Source organism: Flavobacterium sp. N502536 (assembly GCF_025947345.1).
GTDB lineage: Bacteria > Bacteroidota > Bacteroidia > Flavobacteriales > Flavobacteriaceae > Flavobacterium.
The window spans coordinates 1597825-1621982 of record NZ_CP110011.1 but is presented as its reverse complement, the minus strand read 5'-3'; the positions used below and the strand labels follow the sequence as shown (position 1 = coordinate 1621982).

26 protein-coding genes are annotated in these 24158 nt (G+C 36.8%); 2 read left to right on the top strand and 24 right to left on the bottom strand.

Annotation, left to right across the window (positions count from 1 at the left end; genetic code table 11):
• Window positions 1-5: 5 nt before the first annotated feature.
• From OLM61_RS07270 to OLM61_RS07225, 10 genes are all read right to left on the bottom strand, one after another.
• Window positions 6-1610 (bottom strand): fumarate hydratase, encoded by a 1605-nt coding sequence (locus OLM61_RS07270; RefSeq protein WP_264525725.1) that lies wholly within the window; start codon window positions 1608-1610, stop codon window positions 6-8.
• A 71-nt stretch (window positions 1611-1681) separates the two neighbouring features.
• Window positions 1682-2416: a hypothetical protein gene (locus tag OLM61_RS07265; protein ID WP_264525724.1), complete on the bottom strand. Its 735-nt coding sequence runs from the start codon at window positions 2414-2416 to the stop codon at window positions 1682-1684.
• 565 nt (window positions 2417-2981) lie between these two features.
• Window positions 2982-3443: an IS200/IS605 family transposase gene (gene tnpA / locus OLM61_RS07260; RefSeq protein WP_264525723.1), complete on the bottom strand. Its 462-nt coding sequence runs from the start codon at window positions 3441-3443 to the stop codon at window positions 2982-2984.
• Between the two features lie 92 nt (window positions 3444-3535).
• Window positions 3536-4975 carry a nucleoside recognition domain-containing protein gene (locus OLM61_RS07255; RefSeq protein ID WP_264525722.1) on the bottom strand — a complete coding sequence of 480 codons (1440 nt, stop codon included), beginning with the start codon at window positions 4973-4975 and terminating at the stop codon, window positions 3536-3538.
• Between the two features lie 110 nt (window positions 4976-5085).
• Window positions 5086-6159, bottom strand: coding sequence for a winged helix DNA-binding domain-containing protein (locus OLM61_RS07250; protein WP_264525721.1), 1074 nt, complete (start codon window positions 6157-6159; stop codon window positions 5086-5088).
• 11 nt (window positions 6160-6170) lie between these two features.
• Complete coding sequence (locus OLM61_RS07245) at window positions 6171-6884, bottom strand: 3'-5' exonuclease (protein ID WP_264525720.1); 714 nt, start codon at window positions 6882-6884, stop codon at window positions 6171-6173.
• Window positions 6885-7057: 173 nt separating this feature from the next.
• Window positions 7058-7534 (bottom strand): methylated-DNA--[protein]-cysteine S-methyltransferase, encoded by a 477-nt coding sequence (locus tag OLM61_RS07240; RefSeq protein WP_264525719.1) that lies wholly within the window; start codon window positions 7532-7534, stop codon window positions 7058-7060.
• A gap of 162 nt (window positions 7535-7696) precedes the next feature.
• Window positions 7697-8521 carry an NAD(P)H-binding protein gene (locus OLM61_RS07235; protein WP_264525718.1) on the bottom strand — a complete coding sequence of 275 codons (825 nt, stop codon included), beginning with the start codon at window positions 8519-8521 and terminating at the stop codon, window positions 7697-7699.
• A gap of 100 nt (window positions 8522-8621) precedes the next feature.
• Window positions 8622-9071 (bottom strand): GNAT family N-acetyltransferase, encoded by a 450-nt coding sequence (locus OLM61_RS07230; RefSeq protein WP_264525717.1) that lies wholly within the window; start codon window positions 9069-9071, stop codon window positions 8622-8624.
• Window positions 9056-9958 carry a LysR family transcriptional regulator gene (locus OLM61_RS07225; protein WP_264525716.1) on the bottom strand — a complete coding sequence of 301 codons (903 nt, stop codon included), beginning with the start codon at window positions 9956-9958 and terminating at the stop codon, window positions 9056-9058. The genes OLM61_RS07230 and OLM61_RS07225 overlap by 16 nt, the downstream gene beginning before the upstream one ends.
• A gap of 147 nt (window positions 9959-10105) precedes the next feature.
• Between OLM61_RS07225 and OLM61_RS07220 the strand changes: the two genes are divergently transcribed.
• Window positions 10106-10501 (top strand): rhodanese-like domain-containing protein, encoded by a 396-nt coding sequence (locus OLM61_RS07220; protein ID WP_264525715.1) that lies wholly within the window; start codon window positions 10106-10108, stop codon window positions 10499-10501.
• Window positions 10502-10555: 54 nt separating this feature from the next.
• Here OLM61_RS07220 and OLM61_RS07215 read toward each other — a convergent pair whose 3' ends face one another.
• Genes OLM61_RS07215 through OLM61_RS07200 form a run of 4 tightly spaced genes read right to left on the bottom strand, consistent with a single transcriptional unit; the run spans window position 10556 to window position 15278 of the window.
• Window positions 10556-10975 carry an SRPBCC family protein gene (locus tag OLM61_RS07215; RefSeq protein ID WP_264525714.1) on the bottom strand — a complete coding sequence of 140 codons (420 nt, stop codon included), beginning with the start codon at window positions 10973-10975 and terminating at the stop codon, window positions 10556-10558.
• Window positions 10976-10986: 11 nt separating this feature from the next.
• The gene (locus OLM61_RS07210) at window positions 10987-13392 is read right to left on the bottom strand and encodes a M28 family peptidase (protein WP_264525713.1); all 2406 of its coding nucleotides are present in this window, start codon (window positions 13390-13392) and stop codon (window positions 10987-10989) included.
• A 12-nt stretch (window positions 13393-13404) separates the two neighbouring features.
• Window positions 13405-13752: a hypothetical protein gene (locus tag OLM61_RS07205; protein WP_264525712.1), complete on the bottom strand. Its 348-nt coding sequence runs from the start codon at window positions 13750-13752 to the stop codon at window positions 13405-13407.
• On the bottom strand, window positions 13749-15278 hold the full coding sequence (locus OLM61_RS07200) for a carbon-nitrogen hydrolase family protein (protein WP_264525711.1): 1530 nt from the start codon (window positions 15276-15278) through the stop codon (window positions 13749-13751). The genes OLM61_RS07205 and OLM61_RS07200 overlap by 4 nt, the downstream gene beginning before the upstream one ends.
• Before the next feature lie 174 nt (window positions 15279-15452).
• Between OLM61_RS07200 and OLM61_RS07195 the strand changes: the two genes are divergently transcribed.
• On the top strand, window positions 15453-15782 hold the full coding sequence (locus OLM61_RS07195) for a single-stranded DNA-binding protein (RefSeq protein ID WP_264525710.1): 330 nt from the start codon (window positions 15453-15455) through the stop codon (window positions 15780-15782).
• 64 nt (window positions 15783-15846) lie between these two features.
• Here the strand turns inward: OLM61_RS07195 and OLM61_RS07190 are convergent, their stop codons facing one another.
• From OLM61_RS07190 to OLM61_RS07145, 10 genes are all read right to left on the bottom strand, one after another.
• Window positions 15847-16539 (bottom strand): DUF2461 domain-containing protein, encoded by a 693-nt coding sequence (locus tag OLM61_RS07190; protein WP_264525709.1) that lies wholly within the window; start codon window positions 16537-16539, stop codon window positions 15847-15849.
• Between the two features lie 286 nt (window positions 16540-16825).
• Entirely contained in the window at window positions 16826-17014 is a 189-nt protein-coding gene (locus OLM61_RS07185; protein ID WP_017495881.1) for a hypothetical protein, read from the bottom strand.
• An 82-nt stretch (window positions 17015-17096) separates the two neighbouring features.
• The gene (locus tag OLM61_RS07180; protein WP_263362227.1) at window positions 17097-17615 is read right to left on the bottom strand and encodes a ferritin; all 519 of its coding nucleotides are present in this window, start codon (window positions 17613-17615) and stop codon (window positions 17097-17099) included.
• 94 nt (window positions 17616-17709) lie between these two features.
• Window positions 17710-19155 carry a hypothetical protein gene (locus tag OLM61_RS07175; RefSeq protein ID WP_264525708.1) on the bottom strand — a complete coding sequence of 482 codons (1446 nt, stop codon included), beginning with the start codon at window positions 19153-19155 and terminating at the stop codon, window positions 17710-17712.
• A 49-nt stretch (window positions 19156-19204) separates the two neighbouring features.
• A complete protein-coding gene (locus tag OLM61_RS07170) occupies window positions 19205-19834 on the bottom strand; it encodes a chloramphenicol acetyltransferase (RefSeq protein ID WP_264525707.1) in 630 nt (209 codons plus the stop codon).
• Entirely contained in the window at window positions 19834-20541 is a 708-nt protein-coding gene (locus tag OLM61_RS07165; protein ID WP_264525706.1) for an HAD family hydrolase, read from the bottom strand. Before OLM61_RS07165 ends, OLM61_RS07170 begins: the two co-directional genes overlap by 1 nt.
• Window positions 20542-20786: 245 nt before the next feature.
• Window positions 20787-21674, bottom strand: a complete 888-nt coding sequence (locus OLM61_RS07160) for a DMT family transporter (protein ID WP_264525705.1) — start codon at window positions 21672-21674, stop codon at window positions 20787-20789.
• 26 nt (window positions 21675-21700) lie between these two features.
• Window positions 21701-22387, bottom strand: a complete 687-nt coding sequence (locus OLM61_RS07155; protein WP_264525704.1) for an RloB family protein — start codon at window positions 22385-22387, stop codon at window positions 21701-21703.
• Window positions 22388-23722 carry an AAA family ATPase gene (locus OLM61_RS07150; RefSeq protein WP_264525703.1) on the bottom strand — a complete coding sequence of 445 codons (1335 nt, stop codon included), beginning with the start codon at window positions 23720-23722 and terminating at the stop codon, window positions 22388-22390. It abuts the gene before it with no gap.
• 200 nt (window positions 23723-23922) lie between these two features.
• Window positions 23923-24090, bottom strand: a complete 168-nt coding sequence (locus OLM61_RS07145; protein ID WP_264525702.1) for a hypothetical protein — start codon at window positions 24088-24090, stop codon at window positions 23923-23925.
• Window positions 24091-24158 lie beyond the last annotated feature (68 nt).

Here is a 24158-nt window from a genome sequence, read left to right as displayed (position 1 = left end):
TCATTTTAAAGATTTTCAAAAAAATCATTCCCTTTATCGTCAGTAATAATAAAAGCCGGGAAATCTTTAACGGTGATTTTACGAACCGCTTCCATTCCTAATTCTTCAAAATCTACTACTTCAACTTTTAGAATGTTATCCTGTGCTAAAATAGCGGCAGGGCCACCAATAGATCCCAAATAGAATCCGCCATATTTTTGACAGGCATCTGTCACTTGTTTGGTGCGGTTTCCTTTGGCTAACATAATCATGCTGCCTCCATGTTTTTGAAATTCATCGACATAAACGTCCATACGTCCTGCAGTTGTTGGTCCAAAACTTCCTGAGGCCATTCCTTCCGGAGTTTTTGCAGGTCCCGCATAATAAACCGGATGATTTTTAAAGTATTCCGGCATTGGTTTACCAGCTTCGAGTAATTCCATGATCTTGGCGTGTGCAATATCACGGGCTACAATCACAGTTCCGTTCAGTTTTAAACGTGTTTTAATTGGATATTGTGTCAGCTTAGCCAAAATATCAGCCATTGGCATATTCAGGTCAATTTCAACAGGAGCTTCTAAGTGTGGAGCTGTTTCCGGTAAAAATTGTTTCGGGTTTACTTCTAATTGTTCTACGAAAATTCCGTCTTTCGTAATTTTTCCTTTAATATTTCTGTCTGCTGAACAAGAAACTCCCAATCCAACCGGGCAGGAAGCAGCGTGACGCGGCAAACGGATTACACGAACGTCATGTGTGAAATATTTTCCGCCAAACTGAGCACCAATAGCACTCTCCTGACAGATTTTCTGAACGCGTTGTTCCCATTCTAAATCACGGAATGCCTGACCAGCCATATTACCGGAAGTCGGCAGATGATCGTAATAACCGGCAGATGCTTTTTTAACAGCGCTTAGATTCGCTTCCGCAGAAGTTCCTCCAATTACTAAAGCCAGGTGGTACGGAGGACAAGCTGATGTTCCTAAATCTTTAATCTTTGCGCGAATGAAAGCATCCATGGATTTATCATTCAGTAAAGATTTTGTTTGTTGGTATAAATAGGTTTTATTAGCAGATCCACCGCCTTTTGCCATAAATAAAAACTCGTATGAAGTTCCTTTTTTAGCATAAATGTCAATTTGTGCCGGAAGATTCGAGCCTGAATTTTTTTCTTCAAACATCGAAATCGGTACTATTTGAGAATAACGGAGGTTGCGTTTTTGGTACGTATTGAAAATTCCTCTGCTCAACCATTCCGCATCATCAACACCTGTAAAAATACTTTCTCCTTTTTTTGCCATTACAATAGCCGTTCCGGTATCCTGACAGCTTGGTAACTGACCTTCGGCAGCAACCGATGCATTTTGTAATAAATTGTAAGCTACAAAACGGTCGTTGTCTGTGGCTTCAGGGTCATCAAGAATGTTTCTCAGTTTTTGCAAATGTGTGGTTCGCAACATGAACGAAACATCTGTAAGGGCTTCTTCAGCCAATAATTCTAATCCTTTTGGGTCAACGGTTAAAACTTCACGTTGTCCAAATTGCTCTACTTTTACAAAATCAGAGGTGATTTTGCGGTATTGCGTATCATCCTTTAAAATAGGATAAGGGTCCTGGTATATAAAATCAATCATTGCTTTGTTTTTTACAAAGTTAGAAATTATTTACCTAAGAAAGAATTTGAATAAGCCTTGTTTTTACTCCTTTACTTTTGATTGTGGAAATCGTCAAAACTCATTTTTTTCTCAAAATAATTCTTGTCTTTTACCGAAAGTAATTGCTTCTTCCAATGATTTCCGCTTAAGCGAAAAACAGTTGAGTCTGAGTAAGTAACGGTTCCCATATTCTCATCATTATCATCCGGTTCAAAAGCAACCGTTTTGCAATAGAACGATTCGGGATTGCTTTTTGGAGCAATATTTCCGAATTCAACCCAGCTGCCCCATCCACTGTCAGACATGCTGTACCATTCATGAACCAATTGCAGACTGCTGTTTTTTAAGTAATACAAATAGTTGTTTTGCGTATAACCACAGGCTGGGTATCCAAAATGAATTTGTATAAAAGGAGAATTTTGGCTGCTTTCCTGACCCAGTCCGTAAATAACACTCCATTCGGATCCTTCATCAATTCCTTTAATACTAAGTTTTGTATCGGCAGTTTTGGTTTTATTAAAATAAAAATCAAGTTGGTATTTCCCCGTTACAAGACTGTCCTTATCCATTTTTCGATCTAACAAATGCGCCAGTATATAATGATCTTTTGAAGTTTCACCATCGGTATAAACCAAAAGGGTATCCGTTTTTAAGAAGTTTTCTTTAGAAACAAGGAGACCAGATTTTTTTTCTGAATTTGTTTTGTCAGTTTGAATCTGAGAAACAGGTTTTGGTTTTTGGCAGGCGATTAAAAGCGATAAAAGAAAAAGGTATTGTGGCTTCATGATTTGGTGTTGCTTTGGGTTTTGTTCGAAGAATATGGTCGTAATATGTTTCGTTCCTCCGGAACTATTTTATATGATGGTCGTTTTATTTGTCAACGGATTAAAATCCGTTGCTACAAAATAAGCCATTCCTACGGAATTTTGCAATCGTTAGAATAGGAGGTTTGTGGTTTAATTAATATTTGGGGTTCGATTCAACGGATTAAAATCCGTTGTTACAAAATAAGCCATTCCTACGGAATTTTGCAATCGTTAAAATAGGATTTTGTGACCCAACTAATATCGTAGGGCCGAATTTCAATGCGCTTTAGAATATTTAGATATCCAAATAAAGAGCCTTTGGCTCGACTAATTTTGTAGAGCCGGATTTTAATCCGGTTTAAACATATGGGATAACAAATTCAAAGATCCATCGGATCGACCAATCTTGTAGAGCCGGATTTCAATCCGGTTTAAACATGTGGGACAACAAATTTAGAGATCTATCGGATCGGCCAATATTTATAACGGTATTATTCGTTTTTAAAATATTGGGATATCAAATTCAAAGATCCAATGGATCGGTTCATATCAAATCGTCAAAAAGATATTTTTCATCAAAAGTGACCTTGAATTTTTCTAAAAACTCCAAATATTCATCTTTGAAAGATTGTTTTTTATGGTGTTCTTCCTGATTTTGGATGTATTTATAAACGGCATCAATGTGTGATCGGCTGTATGAAAAGGCACCATAACCTACCTGCCACTCAAATCTGGATTTTGTAAGCTTATGATCATTTACATATTTTGATGATTTCGCCTTTATGGTTTTCATTAATTCAGAAACAGCAATGTTAGGTTTTAAGGCTAGAAAGCAGTGAACATGATCTTCGGTACCATTTACCAGTATGGTTTTGCAGCCTGTTTCGTTTATCAGATTGCCTAGTATACTCAGCAACGTGGATTTCCATTCCTTATTGATAAGCGCGTTTCTATATTTGACAGCGAAAACGGTCTGAATGTAAATTTGATGATAGGTGTTTGCCACTTTGTATCTTTCGCATTAAATAGAATGTAAAAATACAAAATATTCTTACAATATAATTGTTTTTGTAAGAAACAAGCTTATTTTTTAAAGAATTAAAAAAACCAGCTTGCTACAAAAATAGCGGCGATTACACATATAAAATCAACCAACAACATTGTGGTAAGTGCATATCGGGTGTTTTTAATGTTTACCGATCCAAAGTAAACGGCAATCACATAAAAAGTAGTTTCGGCACTACATTGGAAAATACTGCTTAAACGTCCTGTAAGCGAATCTGCTCCGAAGGTACTCATCGAATCCAGTAAAAAACCTCTGGAACCTCCTGAACTGAAAGGTCTGAGTAATGCAACCGGCAATGCATTTATGATTTCAGAACTTACTCCAATACTGCTAAAGATAAAACCGATTCCGTTGCTGATAATTTCAAACAGTCCGCTATTTCTAAAAAGAGAGATGGCGACCAGCATTCCAAGAACATAAGGGAATATTTTAACTCCGGTTTTCAGACCATTGTTTGCGCCAACAACGAAAGTATCAAACATTGTAGTGTCCTGTGCTGTGAATTTTTTCTCATGAATGAAGGAGAAAATCAGTGTAATACCAATGATTCCAACTAACATCAATCCTGAAAGATTAGAAGTGAAATAGTTTTTTCCGATTAAATCTAAATGATTTACGTAGAACAACAGTCCAATGATGGCAGCAATAATGGCCATTAAGGCGAGTACTAATGAAGCGCTTTTGAAGTTTATTTTTTGTCTGATTCCAACAATTAGGAATGCTGCGATGGTTCCGATTAACGAAGTGATGATGCAAGGAAGCATCACATCGGCCGGATTCGCTGCATTGGCTGCGGCACGGTATCCTATAATTGAAGTCGGAATTAGGGTTAAACCCGAGGCATGCAGACACATAAACATAATTTGTGCATCACTTGCTTTGTCTTTTTCGACATTCAGCTCCTGTAAACTCTCCATTGCTTTTAGTCCAAAAGGAGTGGCAGCCGAATCTAAACCAAGAAAGTTAGCGGCAAAGTTTAAGGTCATATACGATATCGAAGGGTGATTCTTGGGAACGGTAGGGAATACTTTGGTAAACATCGGACTTAGGAATCTGGCTAGCTTTTCGGAAGCTCCCGAGATAATTAAAAGCTCCATTAACCCACAGAAAAAGGCCAGGTAGGCAATTAATGGAATGATGATGTCGATCAGGGTACTTTTGCAGGTTGGCAATAAACCGTCTGACTTTTGTACGCCGCTGTAAATTTTTACGGTTTTGTTTTTGTAAACATAAGTGGTGTCAGGATTTGTTAAATCCCTGTTTACAATCATGGTTTTATCTTCTTTTAAGTCGATGCTGTCTCTTACAAAAGCAGGAATTTGTTCCAGATATTTTTCAGATACCAGAATTGGATCGTCTTTTTGTCCGTTCAAAATAAAATCGAGAGTGTAACTGTTTCCAGTAAATAAGCTCACTACTACAAATAAAATTGAAGACACAAAGATCGCTAACCAAAATCTGCTCAATACCATAATTAAATTTTTTTGTAAATGTAATTATTTAACCCTAAAATGAGCAAGGATTTTAAAGCGGAAACGAGAAGTATTTGATGGAAAGTACCATCGTTTTGTGAAATTTGGAATTATTCAATTAGAATTTTGGTTCCTAAATACGTTTCAAAAGATTTAATGCTTTCAAATAACACTGCTTTTTTATGGTTTTCGGTCTCATTGAAAAACTGTGTTTCTATTTTGGTATGCTCTTTTTTGACGGTGCGTTTCCAGATCCCGATAACTTTGCTGTTTTCCATAATTATGGGCTTGAAAATACCATTGTTCGTAAAAGCTTTCGACTGATGTTCGGGTAAAATGGAGGCTTCACGGGTTTTATACGAAATTAAAATCTCATCAAAAGCCGGTAGAAAGTGAACGCTTTCGCGGAAGTTATCCTCGGTAGGTAGCTCCTTTTTAAACCAATAGGTCTGATTGTCAACGGTAATGGAGTTTAATTGCAATTTAATTGCATTAATGATATTTTTGCAGCTGGTAGGAGAAAAACCCGACCACCAGGAAAAATCAAGAAGCGTAGCAGGACCGTGACTTTCAAAGTAGTTTAGCGCTAGTTTCGCCAGGCCTTCTTCTTCTGTTAGTTTGGTCTGCGGTTTTGGAACTCTTTCTTCCAGTAAGGCATAAGTTTGTTGCTTTCCTTTCATTTTTCCGTTACAGACTAAACCATCAAGTTCGGCATACATCATAATGGGACCGGATAAATGATCATGACCGGAGGTCTTAGTGATATCAAGTTCCTGCATGATCTCCTCACGCGTCAGATGATTGTTTCCGGCCAGTATTTTTTCGATAGAGGTATTAATGTGATCTAATTTCTTGGCATCGTAACCAAATTTTTTAACATAGGAAGTTACAATGCGTTTCACTTGTGGTCCGGAAACGTCCAACATCCAGTAAATATCATCGGCAGCGACAAAATGCCAGGTAGGTCGTAAGATATGGGTTCGGATAATTTGTGCTGAGTTAACAGCTTCTTCGATTTCTTTTTCAGAAGCATTGCAACGGGAGCCAACGGCCCATTTTGCCATCGCATAGTCCTGAGCCTGCATCGCGCCTAAGTGCTTTACAATTTCTTTTGGTGAGCTGTCAGCCGTTTTATGAAGTTTTTGAGAAATAAGTCGGAGTTGAGCTATTTTGGAGTACGTCATTTAAAGCAGAATTAGACATGAATAATTTCATCATCAATTAATAAATCTTCCCGGCGCAAACGCAGAAAAATTTGAGCTACAGCAATTGTGTCTTTTTCACAATAGGTTACAATACGGTCGATATCTTTCTCGACATAAAAAACATGTGCGACCTGACTACCGTCGATATCGCCTTTTGGAGAAGGAACTCCCAGAATTTTGGTCAGTAGTTTTAAAGAAGTAAAGTGTTTGTAATCGCCAAACTTCCACAATTCCAAAGTATCTAAATGCGCTACTTCCCAGGGCTTTTTTCCAAATAAATTAAGTTTGTCCGGAATGGCAATCTGGTTGATAATCATACGTCGTGCAATAAAGGGAATGTCAAACTCTTTGGCATTGTGTCCGCACAACAGATGTTGCGGTTTATCGAAATGATTGTTGATCAGATTATTGAAATCGCGAAGGATTTTCTTTTCGTCTCCAAAAAAAGAGGTCACCCTAAAATTTCTAATATCGCCTTTGATAGTAAAATAACCGACCGAGATACAGACAATTTTACCAAATTCAGCCCAGATTCCGGCACGCTCATAAAACTCTTCGGGAGTAAAATCGTCTTTGCGCTGGTATTGTGTCTTGTGATCCCAAAGTGATTGCATTTCTGCGTCAAGCGAATTGAAATTCTCCTCTTCGGGTACCGTTTCGATATCTAGGAAAAGGATATTGTTAAGATTTATTTTTTCAATCATTATTGAGACGTCTTAGAATTTTAGACATTTAGATTTATAAAAGTACACAAATGATTTTAAAAATAAGAAATAGCTTATATTTTTAAAGCTGCGATGCTGTTTTTTTTGTGATTCATTTTCGTTAAAGTAGGGTCAACATAAAGCGACAATCATTTAAGTTTATCGAAAAAGAACTAAAACAAACTTTGCTGTGTACTGGGATTTTCATGTTCGAGCAGCCATTTCTTGCGGGACAAACCACCGGCATAACCTGTTAAAGAGCCATTGGTGCCAATTACACGATGACAGGGAACCACAATCCACAACGGATTTTTACCATTTGCCGAGGCAACAGCCCGAATTGCTTTTACATCACCCAGTTTTTTGGTCTGATCCATATAGCTCACGGTCTTTCCGAATGGAATTTCCAATAGTGATTTCCATACTTTTTGTTGGAAGTCGGTTCCTTTTGGATTTAGCTTTAAATCGAAATCGGTTCTTTTACCCTCAAAATACTCCTGAAGCTGCGAAACAGCCGCTTGTAAAACGTCGGGAATAGTTGGAGAAACTTCAGTTGTTCCCACATCTGAAACTGAGATCACAGCAATACCTTCCTCGTCTCCAACAATTTTGGTGATTCCTAATGGTGAATAGATGTAAGCTGTTTCCATAGTTTTTAATCGAAAAAGGGTAAAGGTTTACACAAAGTTCGTAAAGTTTTTTTAATAATATAAGTTATGCAGGTAATTTTAGTTTTGGTAAACGATTGTCACCCGAGCGGAGTTGAAGGCTTGTGAAAAGGTTTCGGGTTCACTCAGCCAGATAGGAGTTTTTTAGTAATTGTCTAATCTAAATTGATAGTTTAAAACAGCTTCAATTTTCTCACTTGAAATAATCTTCTGAATGTTTGATTGCTGTGTACTGAATTGTGGCACAACAAGATTTAGACTTTTCGCTTTTTGACTGTAATATTCTTCTCTTGTGGGGTGAAAAGGGGCAACAGCATTAAAAACGGTATTCCATTTCGACTGCTTTATGATTTCTTCGATGATGCCGATACAGTCGTTTTGATGAATTAGGTTCACGGGAGCATCGGGGTTTTCGAGGTTCTCTTTTCCGGCCAGAAATTTTACCGGATGACGATCTTCTCCGATCAAACCGCCAAAACGCAGTATAGTGGTGGCAAAGTTTTGATTTTTTTGGAGTAAAGCTTCTGCTAAAAGCAATTGTTTGCCGCTTTCGGTCTCCGGATTCGGGATAGTTTCTTCGGTGATCGTTCCGTTGTCATTTCCGTAAACTGCGGTTGAACTTACAAACAGCACTTTTTTTACGGCTGATTTTTCTATAAACGGGATCAGGTTTTCAATTTTTCGAACAAATATCTTCTCAGATGGACTCGGAAGACTGGTGCTTTTTTCTCTTAATTTGGGCGGAATATCAATAATCAGAATCTCGCTTTCCGCCAGGAAATCAGTGATGCTGTTTGAAACACTTTCGCTTTCAACCGCAACCAGGAAAGCCTTTATTCCCGATGCTTCTAAACTCGGAAGTTTGTTTTCAGAAGTCGTTGATCCGCTTACCGAATGTCCTTTATCTATTAGCTTTTTCGCCAGAGGCCATCCCAGCCAGCCGCATCCTAAAATACTGATTTGTGTCATTTTTCATTTAAAGTCGCAAAGGTACAGCCTTTCATAGCTATAAAGAATTAAAACCAGAACTTACTGTAATTTTTTCTTTACCTCTTTGCGGATTAGAATATTAGAGATCCAAAGTAAATCGCACTTTGTCTTTTCCTTTTGCGCCCATTCTGTGATAGAATTTGATGGCTCTTTCGTTAAATTGAGGAGTTTGCCACTGCATATTGACGCAATTGTTTTCTTTTCCAATTTGTTTTAGTTTTTCGATCAGAATTTCGCCAATACCAAAACTTCTGGCTTCTTCTTCGAGAAATAAACAGTCCATATAAAGAAAAGTTGCGGCATTCCAGGTCGAGAAGTCAAACGTAAAGGAAGCATAACCTACAATCGTATCTTTTGTTGCCACGACCAGACAATGCAATTTTGGACGATCGCCAAACAAAGCTTCTTTTAACTTATTTTCTTTTCCTTCCGGAGAAAACACAGCTTTTTCATAGTCCGCATGTTTTTGACATAAAACCACCAGTTTTGATAAGTCAGCTGGTTCACAGTTTCTTATTGAATATTCCATTGAAGATTGATTTCGTTTTGTAAAAAAGTGATGAAGCGATGAAAGTAATCCGGATATTCCTGATTTTCCCGAATCGCTATAAAGTGTTTTCTTTTTAAACCGTTTTTTCCAATTTTTACAGCTTTTATCGGATTGTTTTTTAAATGGGGTAACAAAGCCCATTTTGCCATTGACATTACGCCCATATCGGCTTTGACCATTTCGAGCGATGCTTCTGTAAGCGGCAGGGCAGTTATTTTTCGGGGAGTGATCCTGGCGGGTGCCAGTATAAACTGATGTATCGTAACCGTTTCCATCGGAAAGGAGTGAATGAGTAAATGTTCGTCGATAAAATCTTCGGCTACCACATATTTTTTAGTTGCCCAGGCATGATTTTCAGAAACAGCCATGACCATTTCATCCTGAAAAAGCTCAATATATCGAATGTTGTTGTCTTTGATCTGATCGCTGATTACGGCAATATCGATGGTGTTTTCCAGTAATTTTTGTATCGGAATATGAGTTGCTTCGGTTACAATTTTAAGTTCGACGTTTGGATATAAAAGATGGAATTGTTTTAAAACCGACGGCAGCCAGTGGTAACTTGAAAAACATTCGGTGCTAATTCTGATTTCACCGTATTCTCCATAAACCATTTGTTTGATTTGCAATTCGGTTTGGGAGAGCTTGTCCAAAATTTCATTGGCAAGTTCGTAGATCTTTTCGCCGGCTTTGGTCAGCACCAGTTTTTTATTGGTTCGCAGAAAAATGGCGGTTCCCAATTGGTATTCGGCTTCTTTAAGCTGATGACTCAAAGCCGATTGTGTCAAATGCAATTTGTCAATTGCTTTAGTGATGCTTCCTTCTTCAACAATTGCTTTTATTAATCGTAAATGACGTATTTCCATTTTTTTAGGGAATTAGAAGTACAAAGAAACAAAATTTCAGGATGGCTTTTCTATGAAAAAAAGTAATGAAGTGAATGAATTCTTTTCGTTTTTATGGAAAGAGTGGTTGCGCTACATTTGAAAAACTAAAACATTAAAACTGTAAAAATGGAAGCACAGATTCAACACTATGAGAATAAGCTGGCCTTCGAAATGGATCCGTCTGATTTGTTTGATGCCTTGAATAATGGAGAGAAAGTAATCGCAATTGACGCCCGTAAAGCTTTTGGGTTTGAAGCAGAACACATTTCGACAGCGATCAACATTCCGCATCGTGAAATGACAACTGAAAGCACTCAACATCTGGACAAGGAGGTTTTATACGTGACCTATTGTGACGGAATTGGCTGTAATGCTTCGACAAAAGGAGCTTTGAATATGGCAAAACTTGGTTTTAAAGTAAAAGAACTGATTGGAGGAATCGAGTGGTGGAAGTTTGACGGTTATGCGACTGAGGGGACAAACGGTCTACCAACAGGTTTGAAAATGGAATGTGCCTGCTAAAAGAAAAAGGCAAACTTTACGTAAAGTTTGCCTTTATTATTTTAAAACTCATTTTTAGGATTCGATTAAAGCTTTTAATGCTTGTAAAATTGGATTTTCTTCGCCCTGAGGTTTTTCCTGAACCGCTCCGGGACGATGGTCTTCCTGAACAATTTCGAGTTTTGTTTTCTGATTTTCTTCAGAGAGAATATAACTCATGATAAAGTAATTCTCGGGTTTATCTTCTAATTCGGGTCTAGGAAAGAATAAAGAATATTTGATCTTTTGATTCGGAATAACTTCCAGAACCGTTCCCCATTGCTCAAAAACCTGGCCTTCCCATTCATTTCTAAATCTGATTTCATTACCAATTTTCCAATCCGTAATTAAATCGCTGCCGTATTGCCATTGTTTGACCAGTTCTGGCTGAGTCAGGGTGTTCCAGACTTTTTCTAACGGAGCATTTAACAGTATTGTAGAAATATTTGTTGCCATAATAAGTGGTTTTATTGCGGTTTAACAATTGGTTTTGCCAGAGGTTTTAAGCTGTCTTTTTTTACGGCAGTGCTGTCTTTGGCTATTGTTGCAGGTACAGGAGCAGTTACCGCTGCCGTGTATCTTTTTATTTTCTGCTGAATCAATACGGCATCATTTAAAACAAAAGGTGTTGGCATCATCCAGTCGCTTCTTGGTTTTACTTTAAGTAGCGGATTTGTCATTAAATCAAACGAACTTTCTATCAAATCCATGTCAAGAACAGATGATTTGTTAATGTAAAAGTCCATTACCAAAGGTTCGTTGCCTACCACATAGTAGGATAATATTTTCATGCCATTACGCTCCAGACGGTTTCCTTTTTGCCCTAAAGTTGTAACTCCATTGGCTTTAAAATTGAAAAAGGTCATTTTTGGATTGGCATAAATATCGTAACGATTTACCTTTCTGTTTGGGATGATTTTTATTTTTAAATAGCGGTTATTGCCTACCACACTGTCTTTTAGGAAGGCAATTGTTGGTTTCGCAAGAGGTATAACAGGGGCAATTGCGCTATAAGTAAAACCTGAACTGTATTTACTGGCTATTGGTAATGTATTTAATCCAACCGCTTTCTGATTTGTTTGTCCTAAATACGTTTTGGTCCAATCGTCTAAATTGACATCGTAGGTTGCCCATGTGGCAGAATTAGTATTGGCATTATAAACGTATAACAAACTGTTTGATTTTGCTTTTCCGTGCTCGTAGTCGGAATGATATCCTGCATAAACAAAAAAGCCAATGGAAACCGCAAAGAAAAAGATCGTCCAGATTCCTTTTTTGGCAAACGGGCCAAAGATGGGCAATACCAATCCGAAAAGTAGTACGGTAAGTATAGCACTCACAAAAAGGATTTTTAATCCAAGACCAACCGGAAACATTACGATAAAAGGCGCTATGATAACGAATGCCGGAATACTAAACAGCAGGTTAAGTCCTAAACTATAATGCTGGGTAAGAACAAAAACGGCGAACAGAAGGATACCAAAATATACCGGTATAATCAGAAAACCTGCACCCGTTAAGCTGTTTGCGGCAAATGCATTAATAATGATCCACAGTAGCAGCGGTGCTACAAAATGGTTCATGGTAATTTTAGCTTCTGAAAAATGGTGGTAGAAAGCAAACGAAATGGCAATACTAAGCGTTACAAAGGCGCCGATATAAGCGTGGCCGTTGTAGGTGAATCCATTTAGGAGATCAGAATATTGCGGATAGATTTGCAAAATAATTTTCCATCCCAAAAAGGTTACCAGCCCCGCGATCACGATCGATCCCAATAACGGAACAAATCCTTTGAATATTTCTCTGAAAGTGATGACACGTTTGGCTTTTCCAATAAAAATGAATAGAACCAATAATCCCAAAGCAATAATGGTCATCGGTAATACCCATGAAAAAGGATAACTGATGAAGGAGAACGGAGCACTGAAGTAAACATAATCTTCAGTTGATGTTGTCGCATTTAGATCGGTATTGGAAAAGTATTTTAATAAAGGCATGAGGTAAGTTCCCTGGTGTGCCAGCGTGGTTTTGCTTAGGTGCTGTACATCATCCTGCTGGGTGTGGTAGTTGTAATGACCGTCAATAAAAGCAAAGTTGAATCCCTGAATGTTTCCTTGTTCTCTGAAAACCGTCAAGTCGGTATCGTTTGGAAGCATTTTGTAGATGCTGTACATTAATGAGTTGGAAACGGGATAAGTAGTTTTTGCATTCGAAAATTCTTCAACCAATGCTTTGTTTCCTTTGTTGGTTTCCATTAACATATAACTTGGTCCTGACGATCCTCTGGCCTCAAAATTCAGTACCAAACCTACGTCTTTTGCCCATGGATGGTTGTTTACAAAAAGAGCCGCGCCATTTAAACCCAATTCTTCAGCATCTGAAAAAAGAATGATGATGTCATTTTTATGAGGTTGTTTGGCATACAAGAAAGCACGGATTCCCTCTAGTATAGTTGCAACACCCGAAGCGTCATCACCTGCACCTTTTGAGAAAGAATGTGGCGCACTGTCGTAATGAGAGAGCAGCAAAAGTGCTTTTGTATTGTTGGTCCCTTTGATGCGGGCAAGTATATTTTTTGATTTTACCAATATTCCCCAATCATTTAACGTAAAACCTTCCTGAACACTGGTTTCGAGTCCAATTCGGTTGAGTTCCAGTTTAAGATAATTGGCTACCAGTTCGTGATTAAGTGAACCTACATAGTGCGGTTTTTGAGCGATAATTTTGACTTGACTTAGAGCCCGGTCCGTTGAAAATTCAGCAAGGGCTTCATCTCCCTTGGAAATTAACTGAGGCATCATTGTGGCGTATATAATACTAAGAATGGCAAGAATGCAAATTACGGCTAGAATTGAGGTCTGGTTTTTTTTCATGGTAAATACGTACTATATTTCTTTCTTAACAAGCATAAAATAATCATTGTCCAAAGGGCGATATCCCTGGTCGTACAGAAAATAGTAGGTATTTCCTGTTTTGGTCTGCAAGATATTGGTAAAGAAATCGAAATCAAAACCTTTATTTATCATTTTATCTCTCGTTGCTTTAGATTTACCTTCAGAGTTTAGTTCGCTCAAAATTCGGTAATTTTTCCGTAATTTATTGTTCACATTACGCATGAAATTTGTGCTGTCTTTGTTTATTTTATTGTTGTAGGCATTTCTACAGCTGTCCGAGCAGAATTTTTTGTCTTCCCTGCCTACAATTTTCTCAGAGCATTCAAGGCATGTTTTCATGAATCTATTTTTTTAACTTCATACAAATCCGTTCTTCGGTCTTTCAACGTACGTACACTTCCGTGTTCGTGAAGTTGTTTTAGGAGGTTCAAATCGACATCAACAATAAGCGTCATTTCTGTATTTGGTGTTGCTTCCGCTTTAATTCCGTTGCTTGGAAAAGCAAAATCAGAAGGTGTGAAAACAGAGGCCTGGGCATATTGAATGTCCATATTGTTTACTTTTGGCAGGTTACCCACACAGCCGGCAATAGCCACATAACATTCGTTCTCGATGGCACGCGCCTGCGAGCAGTGTTTTACTCTGGTGTATGCATTTTGAGTATCGGTTAAAAACGGAACAAATAAAATATTCATTCCTTCGTTGGCCATTATTCTCGAAAGTTCCGGAAACTCGACATCGTAGCAAATCAGAATACCAATTTTCCCGCAATCGGTGTCAAAGGTTTTAAATTGAGAACCCCCTTTCATTCCCCAATGCTGTACTTCATTCGGTGTTACGTGGATTTTAGTATAAATTTCCGAAGTTCCGTCTCTCTTACACAGAAAACCAACATTGTAGAGGTTGCCATTGTCTAAATAAGGCATACTTCCGGTAATGATATTGATGTTGTACGAGATGGCAAATTCTTGAAAACGCTTTCTGATGGGATCAGAATAACGGGCCAGCTCGCGAATGGCTTCGGCTTCAGACAAATGGTTGTAGTCGGCCATCAAAGGCGCAATAAAAAGTTCGGGAAACAGTGCAAAATCACTTCCGTAACCGGAAACCACGTCAATAAAAAACTCCGCCTGCTCAAAAAACTCTTCGATATTGTTAAGCGGACGCATTTGCCATTGAATCAGTCCCAGACGAATAACACTTTTTTCGAGGTTAATCAATTTTGGACTTTCATCATAATACACATTGTTCCATTCTAAAAGCACTGCAAATTCTTTTGATTCTTCGTCGCCTTCGAGGTAGTTTTTCATAATTCGAAGTACGTGAAAATCATTACTTAACTGAAAAGAGAGTACAGGATCGTGTAATTCTTTGTGTTTTACTTTGTCGATATAGTTTTTGGGAGTGAGCTTTTTAGAGTGCTGAGCATAGTTTGGAATCCTGCCGGCAAAAACAATTGCTTTTAGATTTAACTGTTCGCAAAGTTCTTTTCGGGCGTCGTATAAACGTCGGCCTAAACGTAAACCTCTATAGTTGGGGTGAATAAAGACATCAATTCCATACAGAATCTCGGCATTTTTATTATGGGTTGAAAAAGTATGGTTTCCTGTTGCTTGTTTGTAGTTGTGCCTTTTGTCGATTAGCTTTTCGTCCACAATTAACGATAAAGCGGATCCTACGACTTTTCCATCCGCCAGTATAACAAGCTGCCCTTCGGGAAAAATAGAAAGTAATCTTTTAATATCACCTTCTTTCCAGTAAGAATCGGCCATTTCGGGATACGATTCTACCATAGAATCTTTTAGCTGCTTATAGTCATCGAATTCCAAATTTCGCAATTCGACTTTATTGATTTTTGTCTGCATATCGTAAGGTTTCTCTCAAATATACAAAATAATTTCCATTTACAAACGCTTACAAATAGTTACAACCGAAAGTAAATAGTTGTTAACCGGATAATTGCAGAGGTGTGTCGCATCTTTGCCTTGTTGAATTTGATTAACGAATTCACTTATACTAACATTTAAATATTATACGCCATGAATGCAATGAAAAACAGAGTACAGTTAATTGGGAACGTAGGAAACGATCCGGAAATTAAAACATTAGAAAACGGAAAAAAATTAGCGCATTTGAATATCGCTACCAACGAAAAGTATACCAACGACAAAGGACAGAAGGTCGAACAAACCGAATGGCATCGTGTTACCGCCTGGGGCAAAACAGCCGAAATTATCGAAAAGTTTGTCGTGAAAGGAAAAGAGGTTGCCGTTGAAGGCAAACTGACGCATAGAAGTTACGACGATAAAAACGGAGAGAAAAAGTTTATTACCGAAGTGGTTGTCAGCGAAATTTTATTGTTGAAATAAATAACGCCACGATTTAATAATCAAACCCGACAGGTTTTTGAAACCTGTCGGGTTTATTTTTTATTTATAGTACAGAAGCGCCATTGGTATCTGTTGTTAAAATTTCGCTCATGTAATCAAAAAAGGGTCTCATGTTTTTGAAAGTATCAAGGGCCTGTTCCAGAAAATCAGGACTTAGTACCTCTTCATCAGTAAAACGTTTGATAACGAGGAATTGTTTGTAGCGAAGTAAATCAATAGCTTCATGGTTTATATCATAACCTTTAGGGGCTGTTTTGAGCTGTTCTCCCTGTAAGCTGCCAAAATTGTTCACGAAGGACTCTGACTGCAGTATCTTTTGCATGGGTTGAGGATCGTGACCAAATTCGGCTCTGATGCGTTTCAGATCGGCAGCGTTGGGTCCCCAGAAACCACCGGCCAGAAAACTGTTTCCTTTTTCGAGATGATAGTAATAACCACCACGTCTTTCTTTTGTGGCTCTGGTATAGCTGCCTCCCCAGAAGGTTTTAAAAGGAGTTTTGTCTTTGGAGAAACGAATGTCGCGATAAATTCGGTAGACACTTTTTTTACCCGAGGCTGTTTCCAGAACATCTGTTTTAGAAAGCTCCTGAAGCAAAGCTCCTGCAAAGGTTTCAATATGATTTAATTCGATTAAGTATTTTGGTTTGTGCAGATCAAACCAGGGTTTGTTATTGTTTTTTTTAACCTGAGTCAGAAAATCAAGACTGGATTTGGGTATCGTAATTTGGTTTTCCATAAGTAATGCTGCGTCTTTTTGAGGATCTATATTAAAAATAAGGAAATTCGTTTTTAACCGTAGAAATAAAAACGGATAACAACAAAGTTACACAAAGATTTAAGGATTGTGCGAGTCAATTGCAAAAGTTAAGAGCTTCTTCTGTATTGTCACGCAGATGACGCGGATTCGTTTCACGAAGACGCGGATAAAAACGGATTTTTCAAAAGAATACTAGTTATTCTATTGTGGGTATTCAGGGCATTAAACTAAAAAACCCACCAGATGGTGGGTTTGTATATAATTGTTAAGCCGTTTTTTTGAATAAATCAAACATAGGACAACGTGAACAACGTTTCTTTTCACTTTTTTTGTATTTCTCACAACAAGAAGATTTACAGTTTTCCAACTTCTTAATGTTCTCAAGGATAGCAGCTTTATTCTTCTTTTTCTTCTTATCCTTTTTTTTGTCCTTGTCTTTTTCTTTCTTGCTCAATTTTCCTCTGTATTATAAAAACAGAGGCAAATATAAAAGAAAAATGTTATTTTTATATATTCTAAATAAACTTTAACTTTTTTTATTTTGGGTTGATAGCGATCGAGCTGGTAACCGTTAACTGTTGAATATCACGGTCGAACAAGTATAGTCCGCCTTTGTCGTCTCCAATTAAGTTAATTTTATCCAAGATCGATTTAGCTGTAGCTTCCTCTTCAATTTGTTCAGATACGTACCATTGTAAGAAATTATGGGTAGCATAATCTTTTTCTAAGAAAGTAATGTGTACCAACTCGTTAATAGATTCTGAAACAAAAATCTCATGGTTGTAAAGCGTTTCAAACATCTCCTTAAAGGTAGAGTAAGATGTTTTAGGTGCTTTTAGGTCGGTAATCTGAGCGTGACCTCCGCGTTCGTTTACATACTTTACTAATTTTAGCATGTGTGCGCGCTCTTCGTCTGACTGTGTGTACATAAATTGAGCAATTCCTTCAAGTCCGTGTACTTCAGCCCAACAAGCCATAGAAAGGTAGGTTTGCGAAGATTCTGCCTCTATGCGAATTTGCTTGTTTAAAGCTGTTTCAATATTTTTTGATAACATAATATGTGTCTTTTTTGTAAAGTTAGAAAAAATAATCCATTCCCTTTTTTTCAAATCCGAAAACATCAGACATTTGGATTAATTCTCAATAAATTTAAGGTTTTTCAAAAGAAAAAGGTTTCGAAAAAGTAGCCTTGTCGATGATTGGATTTTGCATTTGATCGTCCGGAAATCCATCAGTGAATTTACGCATCGTGTATTGTTTGGAGCCGGTATCGTAATAGCCTAAAATGTAATAATCGTTAAATTTCAAGACATTCTCCAAGATCACTTTTTTATTGGTGTTGAGGTAATAATACAGATTGTCAAGTGCCATTGGCGCCGGATCTTTGCCAATAAATTCAGATTTTTCATCTAGAGCAGTTTCAAAAAATACGGTTTCGTCGTTTACAACCGGCAGATAGTCCCAGGTAAAAGTATCATTCATTACCGTGTAATAAGCGCCACCAACACGTGGTGTTCCTCCCAGTGTCATAAAGGTGCTTGTTCCATTTTCATAAACCGATAAGCCTATTTCTAAAGACGACAAATGCTGCAGAAATCTCTTGGTGTTTTTTAATGTCCTTGGTTGACGTTCGCCGCCTTGCTGAACAAACAAAGGAGAAGTTTTAAAACGAATCGTATCTTCTTTTGCAATTCGGATGCTTTTTATAAGCTCGTCTGAATCGTAATTCCTAATGTCAAGCAACAGTTCATCTTCGTTGGCATTGATCTGATAAAGTTTCTTTTCATAATAAAAAGAGTTGCTTATTTTTCGAGCTGTTTTAGTCTCAGACTGCTTAATTTTCTTTTCAATAACATCCTGATTTTCCAAATTCAGATCAAAAAGCTGTGTTTCTTTTGGATTATGGTCAAACGTCAGGATAAAATGATTGTTCTCGATATAAATTTTACTTTTTTTAGAGGCTTTGTCTAAAGGAGTATAGTCGTCCGGATCGATTTTTATAATTGGATTTTCCTGAATGATCTGGCTGAAAGACAAAGGCTGGGTTTTTTTATTCTGAAAAGTAAAAGCAGAGAAATCAAATATGCGTTCTTCCACAATTCCGTTTTTAAAAACGTAAGCCGTCAAGGTATGACGCGAAACGTCTTTGGAAAGCAGATAGAATAAGTTATTGCTTTGGAATTTAGCAACGATATATTCAGTTGAAGAGGGATATTGAAATTTTAAAATTTTATAGGTTTTGGTTTCTAGATAATATTTGATGACCCAAATGTCCGAAGAATCCTCGGAAGCCCAATAAAGAGTTGGATTCCCGTCTGGGCTGAAACTATAGCCAATAATGGATCTCTTTTCGAGATTGGTACGCGATAATGTGAATTCATCTTTTAAGAACAAGGCACTGTTGTATCTCAAAATAGTGAGATTTTGAGTGTTTGTAGCAAAAACAAATACATCCTTTGTTGCCTTATCTTCGACATTTAAGATGTAATTGTTCTGATCGTACCTTTTTAAATCTAGCGGATAGGAAGCCAAAATGGTTTGACTCAACAGTGTTGACTGATAGGCTAGTAACAAGAAAAGAAGTAGTTTTTTCATGTGCTTTTATCGACAAATATCATTCCAAATTTAAGCCTTTATTTTGGAGTTATTGATTCATTAATTCCTGAAAATAATCAACAAACTGTCCCATGTGCAATCCGTCCATTAAGGCGTGATGCACATGAACAGACATGGCGATGGTTCTTTTTCCGGTTGGCGAGGTCATCATTTTTCCAAAAGAAACCTTTGGACAGCTGTCCGGAAAGGTAAAACTGCGGGCATGCGAAAGCGAAGTAAAATTCAACCACGGAATGGCCGAGAAATGAATTAAATTATCATTCTCAAAAGATCTTGTAAAAAGACCCGTGGTGTTTTGAATGCGTTCGATTTCTTCTAAAGCCGTTTTTTGAAAGATTTTAAAGTCGGGATTGTATTCCATAAACGAGAATCCAAAAGTACCGTCTGCACGTCCGATAGTAGCCGAGGCATCGATGCGATCGTTAATGTAGATCTGATCTCCGGAAATACGGTATTTAAAATTCTCAATTGCATTTACAGCAGCGAGTGTTTTGTGTAAATAATAAATGAAAAAGGAAGATTGAAGACTTTTTGCTGTTTCATAAGCCTGCGTACAGTCAATTTCAACGGTGGCGCCAAAAAAGGGTTCTTCCATTTGAATGAAATGTGCAAAATGTTCTTTTCTATTCCAGTTTTCTAAGTCTAAAAGTGTTTTCATTACAATAAGTTCTGAAGGATTTCAGTAATTTTTTCGAAAGAACTGAAATGCGCATGTTCTATTTTGTGATTGATTTTTTCGTGTTCCCAGGTGGTGTGAAACGGAATGTGTACCGCATAACCTCCAATTCCTAAAACGGGTAAAACATCCGATTTTAGTGAGTTTCCGATCATCAGAAATTCATCTGCCTGGATGTCTAAACGTCCTAGTAATTTGGTGTAATCAATTTCCTGTTTGTCCGACATTACTTCGATATGATGAAAATAATGCCCCAGACCCGAACGGTGCAACTTGCTGTGTTGGTCTTTCAGGTCGCCTTTTGTAGCGACAACCAGTTTGTATTTTCCGTGTAGCGTTTTTAGCGTTTCTTCGACTCCGTCCAGCAGTTCGATCGGTTTTTCGAGTAACTCTTTTCCATATTGGATGATTTTTTCGATAACCTCAATCGGAATGGTTTTATCTGAAATGTTTATGGCCGCTTCAATCATCGATAAAATATAACCTTTGATTCCGTAACCGTATAAAGATAAATTCTCGATCTCGATTTTGAATAATTCCTGCGAAATCCCCTGATGAGAAAGGTAATCTTCCATCAAAGCACAGAATTTATGTTCTGTTTCCTGAAAGTAAGGTTCGTTTACAAATAGAGTGTCATCAGCATCAAATGCGATTACTTTTAAGTTGGGTATTTTGTTTTTATGTAACATAGGTAAGGATGTTTTTTTGTTTCAGGTTTCAGGTTTTCTTTGTTTCAGGTTTTTTTACGACGAATTGCACGAATTAGCACTAATTTTTTTGCCACAGATTAAAATGATTTCAATGATTCTGGAATAATCTGCCAGATCTGCTAAATCTGCGGGAGAATTTTTCGTCACGAATTCACGAATTTTGGCACAATCAATCTGCGTAAATCAGTATAATCTGTTTTATCCGCGGGCAAACAGCACTCAATCTAATTCTTAGAAAAAAGCTTCTTTAAAGAAATCGTTTTATCATAGAACGTAATTCTAATTCCGAAGAGCAAAATGATTCCGCCGAAAACCATTTGTAAAGTTATTTGTTCTTCCAAAAACAACCAAGCTAAAATGGATGTAATTACAGCCTGACTCAATAAACTTAGTGAAACCCTTGTGGCACGCATGTGCTGGGTGGCGTAACTGATAGAAAGCCATGCACACAATTGGCAAATTACCGCCTGAAGTGCCAATACAAACCAACCCGTATCAGAAAAACCGGTGAAAGGCTGATTCAAAGCATAACAAAGTACGGCCAAGTAAACGCTTGAAGCCAATAAACTAATGGTCATAAAGGACAAAACATCAACATCAGATAGTACTTTTTTGCTCACCAAAAGATAAATCGAATAGAGGATACCCGATAAAACGGCAAACAAGAAGGCCTGATCAAAATTTAAATCCATAAAAAAGCTAAAGCCTACCAAAGTGACCATCCCGAATAGCGAAACCACGGTTCCGATCCAGAAATTGGTGGCTGGTCGTATTTTAAGAAAGAAAAAAGACCCAATTCCAACCCAAAGCGGCGATAAATTGGTAAGTAAAGAAGCCTGTGTAGCACTCGAATCCTGAATAGCAATATTCCAAACTGCAACATCTGAGGAGAATAAAATACCGCAAAGTACCGCCAGAAGAAAAGGCTTCGTTTTTGGAAGTTTAAAACTTTTGGTGATGATTACATAAGGTAAAAGTAAAATCACAGCAAAAAACATTCTGTAAAAAGCCGAAATCAATCCGGGCGCCAGTTTCAGTTTAACCAATATTGGAAAAATCGAAATACAAAGTATTCCGCAAATTAAGGCTAATCTTGGTTTGGTGATTTTCATTGTTTATTATTTGTAAAGCAAAAGGCTTATATTATTTTGGGATCAATAACTTCAATATTAATTTTTGAGTATTTAAGAAGTTCCTTCATTAATAAGTATACTTTTGTTGACTTTTCAGCAGGAAAATAATCATCTTTATTTGCGTCAGCTTTTTCAGCTCTTTCGATCGCTTTCAAAAGATATTCATGAGTTAAATACCCTTTAGGATAGTTTTTTATTTTTGAATCGGTATGTTTTGTTCCGAGTTCTGTTTTTGATTCTTTACTAGTTTTACATATAATATTTTCTGGTTCATCTAAATGAAATAATAGCCATATTTCGAAACAATAATTGCTTATAAATAAATCTGCATCAATTAGACTTTCGCAATATTTTTTTAGTTCTGGATATTCCTCTTTTGGATGTTGATCTACATCAAGCACAAACCTATATTTGTCATCTGCAGACGGAGTTACAGGTAAATCCTTAGGTGGATTTTCAATAAAAGATTTTGCTCTTTCTATTAGTTTTTTTGGTTGAGAGCCCTTAATATTAGTGTCTTTTTCAAAAACGTGTAAAATACTGGCTTTTTTAGGTTCAAAAAATAAATTATTAAAAGTTCCGAAATATTTAGGTTCCTTATCTTCTCCCTCATAAACAATGAAGAATTTAGTTGCGTCTTTAAAAGAGGCCTTTTTGTTGTAATCATCTAATGTATATCTCTTACGCTCCATTTATAAAAGATTTTCTTCAGTAATTAATTTTGAAAAATCTCCTAAAAATGGTATTCCTCCATATCGTCCTTCTAAATAACCTCTTTCTAAGACTTTGTCACCTCTAGGGTTAAAGTTACTTAACGGATAAAATTCTGTACTGCCATCAGATTTTTTTTCTGTAAACCATATTTCATCCCGGCGAAGCAAATTATCATCTAATAAATGGCTTTCGTGAGTGGTGAAAATTAATTGACTATTAGTTTTTGAATTTAATGAATATGTTTTTAAAAGTTCTTTAGCTAATAAAGGATGCATGCTTCTTTCTAATTCATCAATAATATATACAAAATCATCTTCATACAATAATTCTTCGAAAGCTGGAGATAGTTCGAAAAGCCTATTTGTACCATCAGATTCTTCACTAAAATCAAATGCAAAACTTGAATTTTCATGTTGAGTGCATAACACAAGAACAAAGTATTTGTCATTTTCCCTTATGAAACTAAAGTGCTTATTTCTATATGTAAAAACAAGCGATTTTTCTTTTGTGTTGTTTGCATCATTTTGAATGCTGGATTCAATTTGATCGATAAGATTGTTTTTGAAACTAACATCGTCTAATCCAAAGAATAAGTCAGACTCGACTTTCCTTAGTACAATTTTTTCAATTCCAGTTTTGCTGTTTGTGAGCATTTTACTTACGAAATCTAGCTTTTTAGTTCCTAATAAAACCGATTGAGTAAATTCAATATTTATAGAGTTTGGAAAAACGGTATGAAGTTTTGAAAAAGCTTCACAGATTTTATCTAAAATATTAGTACTTTCAAAAAGGGAATAGGAATTATTTAAAACAGTTTGATTGTCTTTAAGTTGTTTTTTAAGGAATTTTTTAGCGAATGAAACATCATCTTTGCTTTTAAAGTATTCTCCGAACTCAACATCTTTATTCTTTCTTCTAAATAAAAGTTCTTCGTTGTTTTTTTTAACTGAATTTATTAAATAGAGCCACTCCTCTTTTATTTTTCCTTTAAAAATTTCTACAGCATAATCAAAATGAATTCCTTGGTATTCATATTCAATTCGAAAAGTTGAAGGTTTATCAAGATAGGTTTCATCAAGACGGAATCTTTTGCTTTGCGGCACTAATAGTTCGACATCATTTATTACGATAGATTTCAAGAAGGCAATTGCTCTTATCAAATTACTTTTTCCTGCTGCATTTGCCCCATAAATTGCTGCCGTTTTTAAAACTTCAACGCCAGATTTGGTTTTTTTTATATGATTAGTGAGTTGACGAGAGCCATTTCCTTTTGCGGGAAGCATATTGAATTCTGTCTCATCTTTGAAAGACATAAAGTTACTGACAACAAAACGGATTAGCATGGTTTTACGATTTTTTCGTTAAAAGGTGTGTTTTTGGTGTAAAATAACGAATATTATAAACTTAAAAAAAATTATTAATCGTTTTTTTCGTAAACTTTAACTGAAAAGAAAGGTTGTTAAAAAAGAAAAACGCGTGAATCAGTTGTCAATTTCACGCGTTTAAGAGAGTGTTAAGCATTCAAAATTTTACCGCAGGCCTCTTTAATTTGCAGGTCAGAAAATGGTTCAAGCGCTTTCGCTAACATCTTACTGGTTTTGATGCAGTTCATCATTTTAGTTCGCAGATCCTGATCGTCGCCGGTCTCCGTTACCAGAATGACCTCGAAAATTTCGGACAATTGTTCAGCAAACCCGACAGGTTTTTAAAACCTGTCGGGTTTATAAATTTAGAAAATTATCGCATTAT